Consider the following 15014-nt stretch of genomic DNA (forward strand, 5'->3'; position numbering starts at 1 on the left):
CCTAAGCGTCCTTTTTAAAAAAGTAATTTTCGCTAGAAAATTACTCCCACTCAATCGTTGCTGGTGGTTTAGACGATACGTCATAAACAACACGAGAAACTTCAGCAATCTCGTTCATGATACGTGTAGAAATCTTGTCTACTAAGTCGTATGGAAGATGTGCAAAACGTGCAGTCATAAAGTCCACAGTTTCTACAGCACGAAGCGCGATCACCCATGCATAACGACGGCCATCACCTACGACACCCACAGATTTCACAGGTTGGAATACAGCAAATGCTTGTGCAGTTTTGTCATACCAGCCGCTTGCGCGAAGTTCTTGCATGAAGATGTCATCTGCTAGACGAAGGATATCTGCATATTCTTTTTTCACTTCACCAAGAATACGTACACCTAGACCTGGGCCTGGGAATGGATGACGGTAAAGCATTTCAAATGGAAGACCAAGAGTTGTACCTAAACGGCGTACTTCGTCTTTGAACAAATCACGGATTGGCTCAACCAATTCGAATGCTAAATCTTCTGGTAAACCACCCACGTTGTGGTGTGATTTAATCACGTGTGCTTTACCTTGTTTGCTTGCCGCAGATTCAATTACGTCTGGGTAAATGGTACCTTGAGCAAGGAAGTTCACACCGTCAAGCTTACGTGCTTCTTCAGCAAACACTTCAATGAATTCACGACCGATGATTTTACGTTTTTTCTCTGGATCAACTTCACCAGCAAGTGCTGTTAAAAAGCGATTTTCAGCATCGGCACGAATCACGCGGATACCCATGTTTTTCGCAAACATGTCCATCACTTGCTCGCCTTCGTTCAAACGAAGTAAACCGTTATCTACGAATACACAAGTCAATTGGTCGCCAATCGCACGGTGTAAAAGTGCAGCTACAACAGATGAATCTACGCCACCTGAAAGACCCAATAGAACTTTTTGATCACCAATTTGCTCACGAAGTTGTTCTACGCGAAGATCGATGATGTTTTCTGAGTTCCACAAGTTACGGCAACCACATACGCCATGTACGAAGTTAGACAACAACTCAGCACCTTTCGCAGTGTGTGTCACTTCTGGGTGGAATTGGATACCGTAGAAACGACGTTTTTCATCAGAAACCATCGCCACTGGGCAGCTTGGTGTGCTTGCAGTGATTTGGAAACCTTCAGGAATTTGAGTCACTTTATCGCCATGACTCATCCATACTTTTAATTGGTCTTTGGTATCTTCAAGATCACCAATTAAAGCGTCACGGACTTTAATATCAACTTCTGCATAACCAAATTCATGCACAGTACCTGGCTCAACTTTACCGCCAAGCTGTTCTGACATGGTTTGTAGACCATAGCAAATACCTAAAACAGGTACACCAAGTTCAAATACAACTTGTGGTGCGCGCGGACTACCTTCTTCATGAACACTTTCTGGACCACCTGAAAGAATGATCCCGTTTGGGTTAAATGCACGAATGTCTTCTTCAGACATATCAAATGCGTACATTTCTGAATAAACACCAGCTTCACGTACACGACGTGCAATAAGCTGGCTATATTGAGAACCGAAATCCAAAATCAGGATACGGTCTTCAGTAATTTGGGTATTGGTAGTCATGGCAAACAACTATGCAGGCAACGAATATAAGCGCCGTATTCTAACATTTTTCTTGGACTTTCGCACACTATTCGGACAGGGGCAAAAACCCCAAGCTAAACGGTGTTTTTTACAACACATTTCAGGACTTTACCCATCCGCTTTCAATCAGCGGTAGACTTGAAAAAAGCGGCAGAACGCCGCTTTGATGGATGCTAGGACTCATGATCATTTTATTTTGATTTTTCAATCCAATGATCAAAACTAAATTTACCAGCACCATGTAACATGAGAAATAATAAACCGCCTGACATCGCCAAATTTTTCATAAAGTTAATACCATCTTCTGCACCGCCATGGAATAAAAATGCAGTGATTAAACTAAATACGGTTAGACCCAATGCCGCAAAACGTGCTTGAAAACCAAACAATAAAGCTAAGCCACCACCCAACTCAACTAAAATGGTGATCGGAAGTAGCCCTGCCGGTACACCCATTGACTCCATATAACCTGCGGTTGCAGTGTAAGCGGTAATTTTGCCCCAACCTGCCACAATAAAAATATAAGCCATCAAAATACGTGCAACGAGACTGATTACCGCATTGATTTGCGGCTGTTGACTCAGATTTTTCACCACTAGATTTGGATTAAACATACTGAAACCTATTTTTAATACTGTTCAAAAGATGTGCTTAGATTAGGTCGTTTCTTATTCTCTTTAAATATGCTTTTATAATACTCATCATTCCATATATAGAACGATTTTACTGATAATTAATTACGTTTTAATACTGACTTTGCTGCCCCAGACTGATAGCATCAGACCACTATTTTACACATATAAGCCCCATGGAACTGATTGATTTTATACTACATGTTGATGACCATTTACTCGAGTTCATTACCAATTATGGCGTATGGATTTATGCAATTCTGTTCCTGATCATTTTTGTTGAAACCGGTTTAGTGGTCATGCCCTTTTTACCGGGTGACAGTCTTCTGTTTGCAGCAGGCGCGCTCGCTGCGTCAACAGGTGCCATGGATCCATGGGTTTTGGTGATTTTGCTGTTTATCGCTGCGGTCTTGGGCGACACGCTGAATTACCATATTGGTAAATATATTGGCCCACGTGTCTTTGAAATTGAATCACGCTTTATTAACCGTCAACATTTGGTCAATACGCAAAAATTCTTTGAAAAACACGGTGGTAAAACCATTATTTTTGCCCGCTTTATTCCTTTTGCACGAACCTTCGCACCTTTTGTCGCAGGTGCAGGCAGCATGAACTACAAGTACTTCCTGACTTTTAACATGATTGGTGCGATTTGTTGGGTCGGCTCATTTATCACTTTAGGCTATTTATTTGGCAATATGCCCATCGTGAAAGATAACTTCACCCATCTGATCTTTGGCATCATTATTATTAGTGTTTTACCGGGTGTGATTGGTTTTATTCGAGCAAAATTAAAGAAATAAACCGATATGGTGAACGCCTTTAAGCAAAAAAGCGCAAAACCACGGGAAACATACATAAAATCAGCATCAGGGCCGATCCTTTATACAGAAGATCGGCCTTAATTTTTTGGGTCTTACCCGCCAAAATCGTCCGTCCAAATGACATCCAAAACAACGCAACAGGCAATAAAACCACACTAAATACAGCGAAAACCAAAATAAAATTTAATGGGCTTGCCCAAGTTTCTATCGGGAAAATACCTGCAGCAAAAAGCAAGGCTTTCGGATTTTTTAATGAGGAAATGAATAATTCACGTGGTTGAATTGAAGGATGTTTTTGATTGTACTGGTGTAAATGCGTCGATTTCCACAAATGAAAAGCCAACCATAAAACATAGGCAATACTGAGAAAATGTAGCAAGTGAATTAAATTCGGCCACACTGGAGCGCTTAAATGAATAATCAACGCCCACAAATTAATGGCATAGAAATAGCCCAATAATTCTGCAGGAATCAGCATGCACGTCTTTGCAATGCCTTGTTGATGTGCAGAGCTTGCCATTAGTGCATTGCTAGGTCCCGGCGTCATCATCACCGCAATCATTGCCAATACAAAAAGCCAACTCTCAATCATAAATACCCAGACAATGTTTCAAAGCGCACACCTTAGCCGAAATGAATTTAAAAAAACAAGTACGCACTAGGTCAGTTTTATCCTTGTACAAGTCAATGCACTCACGCTGAATGTTCAATACCAGAAGGAGGTATTGAAATACACCAATAATATTTAATTTAATTTTTTCATAGATTTAAATATTTTATTGGCTCTAAATAGTGCAGTTTATTTGGCTCAAAAAAAATGCCAGTAGACGCCTCGCCTACTGACAAATTTTATTACACTTTTCTCATAGCACAGGCCTGAGCCCCTGCTCATGATCCGTTTATGATTTTGCTGCGGTAGCCGAATTTGCGCGAACGATAATCGGACAACCTTTAAATTTTGCTGCCTGTACAATCGCTTCTTGCTCACCTAGAACGCGTGAAAGTTCGGTACGTTTGGTATTTGAAGATTGTCCCATATTGACCGAAATACTCGGACCAATTCCCCAACCTCCACGGCTGCCCCAGCCACCACCGAGGCCAACACCGACACCAACGCCTGTGCGCTTCGGTGTTTCTACACCATTTTGAATATAGTCGTGGATTCGGTTGTATTCGCTTTGCAATTGTTGGCAACTCAAAGACTGATACTGTGTAGGTGAAACATAGCTTGGTTTAGGCGTACTTGCACATGCACCCAATACAACAGCAGTGAAAGCAACTAGACCACATTTAAGTGCATTCATACTTTTCTCGATACTACTTTTGCTCAATTTCATTGAACAATGATTGATAGGCTTGCGTCAATTTATGATCTGCAGCCAAATGGATTAAAGGTTGATTTTTATGATGAGATTCTTTCATCAGCACCGAAGGCGGTAACATGCTGTCCAATACAGGCAGACCTTCATCTTTGAGTTGTTGTACAACTTCACGCGGCAACTTCGCCTGTGCCTGAAATTGATTGACCACAATGCCTTCAATTTCTAAATGATCATTATGATCATCCTGCGTTTCTAACACATTTTCGATCAGGGTCTGTAAGGCACGTTTTGAAAACACATCGCAGTCAAATGGAATCAGCACGCGATCTGCCGCAATCAACGCAGATAAAGTAAAAAAGTTAAAGGCAGGCGGTGTATCAATAAACACTCGATCATATTGACCGCTCATCTGCTGCAAAGCATCACGCAGTTTGTAAATTTTATGCTTAGATTCTAAGGCATGTGCCAACGCGCCTAAATTTGGACTGGCTGGAATCACATCTAAACGTGGATAAGGCGATGCATGCACATAACTTTCCAAACCTTTGGCACGACCCTTCAAAATCGAACCGATGGCATTTCCCAACAAACCTTTACTTTGTTGCGTCCCCAAGACTTCTTCAAAATAATTTTCAATATTGGGTTCAAGAGCAGGCTTATCTGCCGAATACGTCGCATCATCCCCCAACAAATATTGACTTGAATTGGCTTGAGGGTCGAGGTCAACCACCAAAGTTTTTAAACCTTGGTGCGCGCTTATCGCAGCTAAATTGACCGTAATACTCGATTTCCCCACACCACCTTTTTGGTTAAATACCACACGCGTACGCATTCAAAACCCTCTAATCTTTGTTTTTTTACTCAAGCCTTGAAATCGGCCATGTGGATAAGCCATTTATCCAAAAACTGGTTTAATTATAACCAATGTAATGATGAAAATAAGTGCAACAGCTGCAATAAATAAGCCCGCACGGCGCTGAACCAATAAAACACTGTCATCTTTTTTATACGCTTTAGATAAAGAAGACAGCAACGCTAGAAATAGTACAACTTTGGCATAGAACCATGGCTGCACATCAAAGTTCTTCATAAACAATAAGATAATTCCTGTCACAGCAATTAATGTCATTGAGCCATGTTGCAAAGCAACAAAAAACTTACGACCTGATGGATTCGGTAAATTGCCCTGCGTCCCTTTAAACAGCGTAAAAGCACGAATGAAAATGGCAGCACAGCCTAAAGCCACACCACACATATGAATGATTTTAATGATTAATTGCGTTTCCATGGCTCACCTTAAGATGACTTAGGTGCATGCGCACATTCAGGGCTAGTGGTGTCTTGACCTTTCCATTCTTCGGGTAAAAACGCATGAATGGCCAAGGCATGAATTTGCCCCGGACTAAGTAAATCACCGGCTGCGGCATAGACTTTTTGATGACGTTGCACCAAACGCAAACCTGCAAATGCCTCACTCACGATCACTGCTTTAAAATGCGACTCTTTACCTGGGAAATAACCTCCATGACCTGCGGACTCATTCACCACTTCAAGATGTGTAGGCGCTAATGTCTGTAGACGCTCAATTAATTGCTGTTCTAAACTCAAAACGGCTCTCCCAAATTCAAAAAAAGGTTCAACTGGTCTTAGTATAGCCTGTATTTGTTCAAGTTCTTGTGTCGCAAAGTTGCTGAAACCATCTGAATTGCATGATTTCATCAAAATGGAAGCCTTCGACCTGCAAAAATCTTCCAATTTTCAAACAAATTGTTTTTATTTTATGCAAACGATGCACAGTTTTTCATAAAGTTATTGACCTGAAAAATCCTTAATGTATTATACGTGGCTATGCGGGAATAGCTCAGTTGGTAGAGCATAACCTTGCCAAGGTTGGGGTCGGGAGTTCGAGTCTCCTTTCCCGCTCAAAATTTTTTCATTCGGTTTTTTATTTAAAAAATTGGATAGACTCCGCGGGAATAGCTCAGTTGGTAGAGCATAACCTTGCCAAGGTTGGGGTCGGGAGTTCGAGTCTCCTTTCCCGCTCCAAATTTTTTTCGATTCAGTTTTTTAGTAAAAAAACAGGATAGACTCCGCGGGAATAGCTCAGTTGGTAGAGCATAACCTTGCCAAGGTTGGGGTCGGGAGTTCGAGTCTCCTTTCCCGCTCCAAATTCAAAAAGCCCTCATCGAAAGATGGGGGTTTTTTTATCTATCGCTTACACCAATCAAAATCAATCTATATTTATTCAGTATGTGGAACATGGTTTGAGTCAGGTTCCACAAATATGAATAAAAATTAAAATTGCGTTAATAGGTCACACGGACATAATCACGATATTCAGGTTTCCAGAAATTCGCTTCAATCGCATGTTCGAGCACTTCAACGCTGACATTTGGCGCAACACCATCAGCAATCGCAGCCAACGCGACTTTCAATGCAATTTTCTTCGAAATATCCTGTAAATAATCCAAACTTGGCAATAAATCAGCATTTGGATCTGCCAATTTTGGTGAACAGTCCGCCAATGCCGTACTAGATGCCATCAGCATATTTTCCGTCACACGTTTCGCCCCAGATGCAATCACACCCAGTCCAATCCCCGGGAAAATATAGGAGTTATTGCACTGTGAAATCTGATGAATCTTGCCATGATAATTCACTGGTGCAAATGGACTACCTGTCGCAATCAGGGCCTTACCTTTGGTCCACTCGATAATATCTGCAGGCACCGCTTCGACACGTGATGTCGGGTTAGATAGTGGCAACACAATAGGCTGTTCACAATTTGCAGCCATCGTTTCAATAACCTCTTGGCTAAACAGCCCCGGTTGTCCCGAAACCCCAATCAATACAGTCGGTTTGGCATGTGTAACCACATCCAGGAGTGAGATGACCGAATCTGCATTTGCCCAATGTGCGACGTTATCCGGTGCTTGCGCAAGCTTGCGTTGGAAATCTAAAAGATTCGGCTGATTTTCAGTAATTAAACCAAAGCGGTCGACCATAAACACCCGCGCACGTGCTTGAGCATCGGTTAAACCTTCCGCCACCATTTGCTTGATGATCTGTTCTGCAATCCCACAACCTGCTGAACCCGCCCCTAAGAAGGTGACGATTTGATCTTTGAGCTGCTTGCCTGCTGCACGTGATGCCGCAATTAAACTTCCGACAGACACTGCTGCTGTCCCTTGAATATCGTCATTGAAACAGCAAATTTTATCGCGATATTTTTCCAGTAAAGGCATCGCATTTTTTTGTGCAAAGTCTTCAAATTGAATCAGCGCTTTAGGCCAACGTTGTTGAATGGCTTTAATCACGTCATCGACAAATTGATAATATTCTTCACCACTAATCCTAGGCTGACTCCAACCCATATAAATCGGGTCATTCAACAGCTGTTGGTTATTGGTTCCGACATCTAAAGTAATCGGCAAAGTATAGGCTGGACTGATCCCACCACACGCAGTGTACAGCGACAACTTACCAATCGGAATCCCCATCCCCCCAATGCCTTGGTCACCAAGACCAAGAATACGTTCACCGTCCGTAATCACGATCACTTTCACATTCTTTTTATTCACGTTATGAATAATTTGATCGATATGATCACGGTCAGGATATGAAATAAAAATCCCACGATGACGACGGTAAATGTCCGAGAAGCGCTGACAAGCCTCACCCACTGTTGGTGTATAGATGATCGGCATCATCTCACTGAGGTGGTTTTCAATTAAGTGATAGAACAATGTTTCATTGGTGTCTTGAATATTGCGCAGGTAAATATGCTTATTGATATCACTATTAAATGCACAATATTGCTGATAAGAACGCTGACTTTGTTCTTCAATGCTTTCTGTAACGTGTGGAATTAAACCGTGTAAATTAAAGCTCTTACGTTCATCTTCATTAAACGCAGAACCCTTATTTAAAAGTGGGAGTTCTAAAAGTGTATTTCCGGCATAAGGAATATATAAAGGTCGTTTCGTTTTCAAATTTTCACTGGGCATTATTTAACTCGTTTAATTAATCTTTTGTTTCGCACTGCAAAAAGCGAAATGCACAAAAGTGACTATCTCGTTATTTGTTATAGCCTATCCTGATTCGAGCGCTTTGGGGCATTTAGTAAATTGATAGTAGTTTTAGTTAGATTTTATAATCTGATAACTCGATCATGCATCCAATCATCGCAACGCCTATTTTGGCTTAAATGTATACGACTTTTAGCGAATCTTAGAAAATAACAAAAATAATTAATGATTAAATTTCAATCAATTAAATAAATTCAAAACAAAGCCATAATTTTGGTAGGTCTTTGGTAGGTGTGAATTTAAAACATCCCTCGCAATACTCAGTTTAGGTGAGTATCACCCATAACAAATGACAATGAATGGTAGAAGGAATCGCACCATGGCTTTTAAAAATATTGCAGATCAAACAAACGGTTTTTACATCCCTTGTGTTTCACTTTTTGGCCCCGGCTGTGCTAAAGAAATTGGTGCAAAGGCACAAAATCTTGGCGCAAAGAAAGCGCTTATCGTGACCGATGCCGGTCTTTACAAATTTGGTGTAGCAGATACGATTGCCGCATATTTAACTGAAGCTGGCGTAGAAAGTCACATCTTTCCGGGCGCAGAACCCAACCCAACTGACACCAACGTGCATAGCGGTGTAGATGCCTACAATGACAATGGCTGTGACTTTATTGTCTCTCTCGGTGGCGGCTCTTCTCATGACTGTGCCAAAGGCATTGGCTTAGTCACTGCCGGTGGTGGTCATATTCGTGACTATGAAGGCATCGATAAAAGTACAGTTCCAATGACTCCACTCATTGCGATTAATACCACCGCAGGTACGGCATCAGAAATGACCCGTTTCTGTATCATTACCAATACTGAAACCCATGTAAAAATGGCGATTGTCGATTGGCGTTGTACCCCACTTATCGCTATTGATGACCCGAAACTGATGATTGCGAAACCTGCGGCGCTCACTGCAGCAACCGGTATGGATGCATTAACACATGCGGTCGAAGCTTATGTTTCTACAGCAGCCAATCCTATTACCGATGCTTGTGCTGAAAAAGCCATTTCAATGATCAGTGAATGGCTCAGCCCTGCCGTCGCCAATGGCGAAAACCTAGAAGCACGTGATGCGATGAGCTATGCGCAGTACTTAGCAGGGATGGCATTTAACAATGCATCTTTAGGTTATGTCCACGCGATGGCGCACCAACTCGGCGGCTTCTACAACTTGCCACATGGCGTATGTAATGCCGTGCTGCTACCACACGTTTGCGAATTTAACCTGATCGCCTGCCCTGACCGCTATGCACGTATCGCACAGCTCATGGGTGTGCCAACCGACGGTTTAACGGTGACTGAAGCGGCTTATGCAGCGATTGCAGCAATCCGTGAACTCTCTGCTTCGATTGGCATTCCATCGAGCCTTTCTGAACTCGGTGTGAAAGAACAAGACCTCAGCATCATGTCTGAAAATGCGCAAAAAGATGCCTGCATGCTGACCAATCCACGTAAAGCGAATCATGCTCAAGTGGTTGATATTTTCAAGGCAGCGCTTAAAGCCAATGCTTCTGTGGTCGACTTCAAAGCGGCTGTTTAAGTTAAGCCCTCAAAGGTCTTCATGTTTAAGTGACCTAAGTGCCTACATTACCCTTTGAGTCTGGTGATGTAGGCTCAACTGAATCCATTTCACTTTTTATTTCAGGGAAGCGACTCTAGATTGGTCGTTTTCATACTGAGGTCACTCTTTTTTAGTTCGCATAACAGCATCGATTATTCATTTGACAAAAGGTTATGGCTCATCAAGGATAAAGCATAATGTCCAATAATATTGATGAGTATAATAATGAGCCATTCACATATTCAGTATCAGCCTGACATTTTGGGCGCAGGCTATGAACAAGCCACGCTGACCTTCCCGGATGATTATGAAGGCCCTGTGGTTGCCACACTGGTTCGCAAAAAAGCAGCGGCCCCCACCTCCAAAGCGGTGCTCTATATCCATGGCTTTATCGATTATTTTTTCCAAACCGAAATGGCGGAACGCTTCAATCAGCACGGTTTCGACTTTTATGCCTTGGATTTAAGAAAATATGGCCGCTCCATCCGCCCGCATCAAAAATACTATAATGTGCATGAACTATCTGAATACGATGCCGAAATAGATCAAGCCCTAACGATCATTGCAGATGAAGGTCACGATGCCTTACTGCTTTGTGGTCATTCAACGGGTGGATTAACCACCACCTTGTATGCGGCGCATCATCAAAATCATCCTTTAATTCAAGCCCTTTGGGTCAATAGCCCATTTTATGATTTCAACATGAATCCAGTGAAACGCGCACTGGGTATTCCACAGCTGAGTAAATTGGCAAAGACTTTTCCAAATTTAAAATTCCCAAGTGAACTGAATAAATGGTACACCGCCAGCTTACACTGTGAACTCAAGGGTGAATGGGACTTCAATTTAGACTGGAAAAAGACCCGCTATCCAATGGTGTATTTAAGTTTTGTACGGACAATTTATGAGGCTCAAAAGGAGATCCACCGAGGTGTCAGCCTAGATGTACCGGTCTTAGTCATGCACTCGCATCAAACTAAAAATCCCAAAAAATGGGGTAAAGCAGCGCAGACCAGTGATGTGATTTTGGGTGTAAAAGATATCCAAAAATATGCCAAGAAAATTCAAGGCGATGTCACCATTCAAAGCATTCACAATGGCTTGCATGATTTAGTACTTTCGGAAAAAACCGCGCGAGAACAAGTCTATACCAAGCTCTTTCAATGGCTGGCCAATAAAGGCCTTTAATAGCCTGAATCACATTGCAAATTACTGTTTTAGTTTCAACAAAGTCTGATGTACGGGATGTGATCTGGGCATCAGCTCGATCAGGCGTTCAACCGCATCGATAGCTTCAGGGAAACGCGCGACATGTTTGAGTAGAACATCCGTTTCTTTGGCATTAAAAATCGCTTGGCTCAATCGTGACTCAAGACAATCACGCCATGCCCCTAAAAAAGGACTTTCGGTTTTGGCCAAGAAAACCCCTGAACACAGTTTTAATGCAGAATCGAGATAACCTGCATCTAAAGCTTGCTCGGCTTGTAAAAAGTCGGCTTCGACTTGCGCCAATAAGCGATAGGGTCTTGAGCCTAACATGCCACCCAAAATATCGCGTAGCTGCGACATTTCCGCTTTTAAAGTCCCAACACTCACCTTACGTTCACCATATAAGGCTTGATGCAAAGTATCTAAGGTCATGCCTTGCGGACATAGCGCCAAGATGGTCAAAATTTCTATTTGCCGCGGGGTCAGCACCATCACTTTGCCATTAAATAACACTTGCGGCACAGCAAAGGCCCGAATATACAAATGCTGTTTTTGAAAATCGAGTAAAGCCGATTGAATAATCGAAGCGCAGCGTTCAGCCGCAAGTAGCCCTAAACTATTGTGGTTTTTCCACACGGTGGATAAATCAACCACGCCCAAAATTTGCTGCGTATGTGGATCGATAATCGGTGCTGCATAGCAGACCCATTCATGTACTGATGGCATGTAATGTTCATTTGAAAACACACAACTCGACTGTTGGGTTTTTAAAGACAACGCTAATGCATTGGTGCCGACCAATTCTTCGCGCCATTGCCCACCTGCAATAAAATGCACACTTTCCGCAGCACTTTGCATTTGCCGACTCGACGCACTCCAAATAATCGTGCTCCCCACATCGCCTACGGCAAGTACCATCGACGATTGTTCGGCAATGTGTTTTAAATCTTCGGCACAATGTTGCAACGCGTGATGCAATGCCGACTGCTGTTGACTCTGAGGACTTAAATTCACCAAAGGCGCAGCACTCCGGTTTTCCGGAATTTCCGCCTGCGCCGATCGCTGCCAAGAACTCGCAATGCTCTCATTCAATTGCGAGCTTTGCTGCTTTGACAGACTCATGCCCTGCCTTAACCGTTCGACATTCTGTCGTTTTTCAGATAAATCCTTCTGTATCATCATTCATTATTCTCACAACAATTCATGACTAAAAATCCGTTTCCCAGCTTTTGTTTTTAAGACTGAAAAAAAATATTGTAAACCTTCTTGTCTCCAACCTTTTTCCAACCTTATACAGGCTATGCTAATCAAATAATGTACAAAAGTACCTTATACCAAAGCTGTAGATTGCCACAGATGGGCAGCCCAACAAGATCATAATAAACAAGCAAAGGAAAATTCATATGCGTTATGTCGATCCTAATCAACCCGGTTCAAAAGTTCAGTTTAAAGCTCAGTATGAAAACCTGATTGGTGGCCAATGGGTCGCGCCAGTGAAAGGTGAATACTTTGAAAATATCTCCCCTGTAGACGGTAAAGTTTTTACCAAAGTGCCACGTTCTTCTGCTGAAGATATCGAATTGGCTTTGGATGCAGCGCATAAAGCCAAAGCCCAATGGAACGCCTCTTCCCCAACGACACGCTCAAATATTTTATTAAAAATTGCCGATCGACTTGAAGAAAACCTAGAGCTCCTTGCAGTTGCAGAAACATGGGACAACGGTAAACCGATTCGTGAAACCTTAGCCGCTGATATTCCACTTTGTATCGATCACTTCCGTTATTTTGCCGGCTGTATCCGTGCCCAAGAAGGCGGCATTTCTGAAATTGATGAAAATACTATTGCTTACCATTTCCATGAACCACTTGGTGTGGTCGGTCAAATTATTCCGTGGAATTTCCCAATCTTGATGGCGGCTTGGAAACTTGCTCCAGCATTGGCTGCGGGTAACTGCATCGTGTTGAAACCTGCGGAGCAAACGCCTGTCAGCATCTTGGTCTTGGCTGAACTCATTCAAGATCTACTCCCACCGGGCGTGCTGAATATTGTGAATGGTTATGGTGTTGAAGTCGGTCGTCCATTGGCGACCAATCCACGCATCTCAAAAATCGCCTTCACCGGTTCAACCGCTGTGGGTCAAATGATCATGCAATATGCGACTGAAAATATCATTCCTGTGACTTTAGAACTTGGTGGAAAATCACCAAATATCTTCTTTGAAGACATCATGGACAAAGATGATGAGTTCTTAGATAAAACACTCGAAGGTTTTGCCATGTTTGCGCTCAACCAAGGTGAAATTTGTACATGTCCTTCACGTGCATTGGTACAAGAAAGCATTGCAGATCGATTCTTGGAAATGGCTGTCGAACGTGTCAAACGTATTAAGACGGGTCATCCACTCGATACCGATACCATGATTGGTGCACAGGCATCGCAAGAGCAGCAAGACAAAATTTTAGGCTGTATCGCTACAGGTAAAAATGAAGGTGCACAGCTCATTACTGGTGGTGACCCACGAAATGAAGTCGGTACAGGTTTCTATATTGAGCCAACGATTTTTAAAGGCACCAATGACATGAAGATTTTCCAAGAGGAAATCTTCGGCCCTGTGCTTTCAGTAGCAACCTTTAAAGACTTTGATGATGCCATTAAAATTGCCAATGACACGATTTATGGTCTAGGTGCAGGGGTTTGGTCGCGTTCAGCGCATACTTCATATCGTGCGGGTCGTGCTATTCAGGCAGGTCGTGTATGGACCAACTGTTATCATATCTACCCTGCACACGCAGCATTCGGTGGCTACAAAAAATCAGGGATCGGCCGGGAAAACCACAAAATGATGCTTGATCATTATCAACAAACCAAAAACTTGTTGGTGAGCTATGACACCAAACCAATGGGCTTCTTCTAAGCAGCGTTGAACAATACATGAGATAAAAAGCGAACTTCGGTTCGCTTTTTTGTTAGAAGCCTCTTCAAAGAATTCATTAAAATTTCTTTTAAAAAGCTGCAAATTTTCTTATGCTTGCTAAACAAATAACTTTATTAATTAAAAATATTTAAATAGCTATGAAATATTGTGTCTCCTGTGGAGAAAAAGCATTAGTACAACATCACTTTTGTAGTGCCTGTGGTCATTCATTTGGTGATCAAGTGTCAGACAAACCTAAGCAAGCACGTTATCCCGCATTTGTGCCCAACCAAGATGATATTTCGACCTATGAACATCATCTCAAATACTTAAACAAATTAAGCTCTTTCCAAAGCAAAGTATTCTATCTTTTCTTCTTTGGTGCTTTCGCGGTCATGTTTTTTACTTTCACAAGTGTATTTTCAGGTTGGGCGTCTGTTTCCAAAGCATTTGGATCTATATGGCTATTTCCTTTTTGTATCATCAGTTGTATTGCCATAAAATTTACAAGTTTGGACTATTGGCTTGCTAAACAAATTTATGGTCGAAATTATCGTTATAAAGACAATGGATTAAGACTCGTTTACCAAGAGCTACCAAGCGCTAAAAATCATAAAGATGAATTTATCTGTATCTTTTGCGGCAATAAACGATTCTTTCGTAAAGGTATTTATGCAAGCGATTCATGCACCGTAAATTGCACCAAATGTCAGCATTATTTATATACGGAATAAAGCTTAAGTTTTTTAAGTTAGTACCCCCAAAAATAAGACTCAATACAAATGAAAGCTGAGTAAAAGTAGATGTAAGTAAGACAATCAGCCATGATCCATTCTATAATT

The 15014-nt window shown here is 42.0% G+C and carries 14 protein-coding genes and 3 tRNA genes; 8 read left to right on the plus strand and 9 right to left on the minus strand.

What is annotated here, in order from left to right:
- Positions 1–40: 40 nt before the first annotated feature.
- Both guaA and FTU06_RS09765 read right to left on the minus strand, forming a co-directional pair.
- A complete protein-coding gene (gene guaA / locus FTU06_RS09760) occupies positions 41–1609 on the minus strand; it encodes a glutamine-hydrolyzing GMP synthase (RefSeq protein ID WP_078194056.1) in 1569 nt (522 codons plus the stop codon).
- 212 nt (positions 1610–1821) lie between these two features.
- Positions 1822–2244, minus strand: a complete 423-nt coding sequence (locus FTU06_RS09765) for a DoxX family protein (RefSeq protein WP_078191513.1) — start codon at positions 2242–2244, stop codon at positions 1822–1824.
- A 194-nt stretch (positions 2245–2438) separates the two neighbouring features.
- On the opposite strand from FTU06_RS09765, the gene FTU06_RS09770 reads away from it, so the two are divergent.
- Positions 2439–3065: a DedA family protein gene (locus FTU06_RS09770; protein ID WP_078191514.1), complete on the plus strand. Its 627-nt coding sequence runs from the start codon at positions 2439–2441 to the stop codon at positions 3063–3065.
- Between the two features lie 19 nt (positions 3066–3084).
- Here FTU06_RS09770 and FTU06_RS09775 read toward each other — a convergent pair whose 3' ends face one another.
- From FTU06_RS09775 to FTU06_RS09795, 5 genes are all read right to left on the minus strand, one after another.
- Positions 3085–3678 (minus strand): LysE family translocator, encoded by a 594-nt coding sequence (locus FTU06_RS09775; protein ID WP_168378830.1) that lies wholly within the window; start codon positions 3676–3678, stop codon positions 3085–3087.
- A gap of 307 nt (positions 3679–3985) precedes the next feature.
- Positions 3986–4390: a hypothetical protein gene (locus FTU06_RS09780; protein ID WP_078191516.1), complete on the minus strand. Its 405-nt coding sequence runs from the start codon at positions 4388–4390 to the stop codon at positions 3986–3988.
- 13 nt (positions 4391–4403) lie between these two features.
- A complete protein-coding gene (locus FTU06_RS09785; protein ID WP_180089714.1) occupies positions 4404–5240 on the minus strand; it encodes a ParA family protein in 837 nt (278 codons plus the stop codon).
- 63 nt (positions 5241–5303) lie between these two features.
- Entirely contained in the window at positions 5304–5696 is a 393-nt protein-coding gene (locus FTU06_RS09790; protein WP_180085642.1) for a SirB2 family protein, read from the minus strand.
- 8 nt (positions 5697–5704) lie between these two features.
- The gene (locus FTU06_RS09795) at positions 5705–6016 is read right to left on the minus strand and encodes a BolA family transcriptional regulator (RefSeq protein WP_078191519.1); all 312 of its coding nucleotides are present in this window, start codon (positions 6014–6016) and stop codon (positions 5705–5707) included.
- A gap of 242 nt (positions 6017–6258) precedes the next feature.
- On the opposite strand from FTU06_RS09795, the gene FTU06_RS09800 reads away from it, so the two are divergent.
- The 3 genes from FTU06_RS09800 (at position 6259) to FTU06_RS09810 (ending at position 6576) form a co-directional block, all read left to right on the plus strand.
- Positions 6259–6331: transfer RNA gene (locus FTU06_RS09800), tRNA-Gly, on the plus strand.
- A 47-nt stretch (positions 6332–6378) separates the two neighbouring features.
- Positions 6379–6454, plus strand: a tRNA-Gly gene (locus tag FTU06_RS09805).
- Between the two features lie 46 nt (positions 6455–6500).
- Positions 6501–6576 (plus strand) — tRNA-Gly (locus FTU06_RS09810).
- A gap of 138 nt (positions 6577–6714) precedes the next feature.
- Here FTU06_RS09810 and FTU06_RS09815 read toward each other — a convergent pair.
- Entirely contained in the window at positions 6715–8415 is a 1701-nt protein-coding gene (locus FTU06_RS09815; protein ID WP_180003556.1) for an NAD-dependent malic enzyme, read from the minus strand.
- 400 nt (positions 8416–8815) lie between these two features.
- On the opposite strand from FTU06_RS09815, the gene FTU06_RS09820 reads away from it, so the two are divergent.
- On the plus strand, positions 8816–10027 hold the full coding sequence (locus FTU06_RS09820; protein WP_180113210.1) for an iron-containing alcohol dehydrogenase: 1212 nt from the start codon (positions 8816–8818) through the stop codon (positions 10025–10027).
- 246 nt (positions 10028–10273) lie between these two features.
- On the plus strand, positions 10274–11236 hold the full coding sequence (locus FTU06_RS09825) for an alpha/beta hydrolase (RefSeq protein ID WP_180146308.1): 963 nt from the start codon (positions 10274–10276) through the stop codon (positions 11234–11236).
- Positions 11237–11257: 21 nt separating this feature from the next.
- Here FTU06_RS09825 and FTU06_RS09830 read toward each other — a convergent pair whose 3' ends face one another.
- Positions 11258–12439, minus strand: coding sequence for a transcriptional regulator (locus FTU06_RS09830; RefSeq protein WP_180041639.1), 1182 nt, complete (start codon positions 12437–12439; stop codon positions 11258–11260).
- Positions 12440–12660: 221 nt separating this feature from the next.
- Between FTU06_RS09830 and FTU06_RS09835 the strand changes: the two genes are divergently transcribed.
- On the plus strand, positions 12661–14172 hold the full coding sequence (locus tag FTU06_RS09835; RefSeq protein ID WP_078194071.1) for an aldehyde dehydrogenase family protein: 1512 nt from the start codon (positions 12661–12663) through the stop codon (positions 14170–14172).
- A 242-nt stretch (positions 14173–14414) separates the two neighbouring features.
- The gene (locus tag FTU06_RS09840; RefSeq protein WP_180116319.1) at positions 14415–14906 is read left to right on the plus strand and encodes a hypothetical protein; all 492 of its coding nucleotides are present in this window, start codon (positions 14415–14417) and stop codon (positions 14904–14906) included.
- The last annotated feature ends 108 nt before the right edge of the window (positions 14907–15014 follow it).

It is taken from the genome of Acinetobacter sp. YH12052, from assembly GCF_013419835.1.
GTDB classification, from domain to species: Bacteria; Pseudomonadota; Gammaproteobacteria; order Pseudomonadales; family Moraxellaceae; genus Acinetobacter; species Acinetobacter amyesii.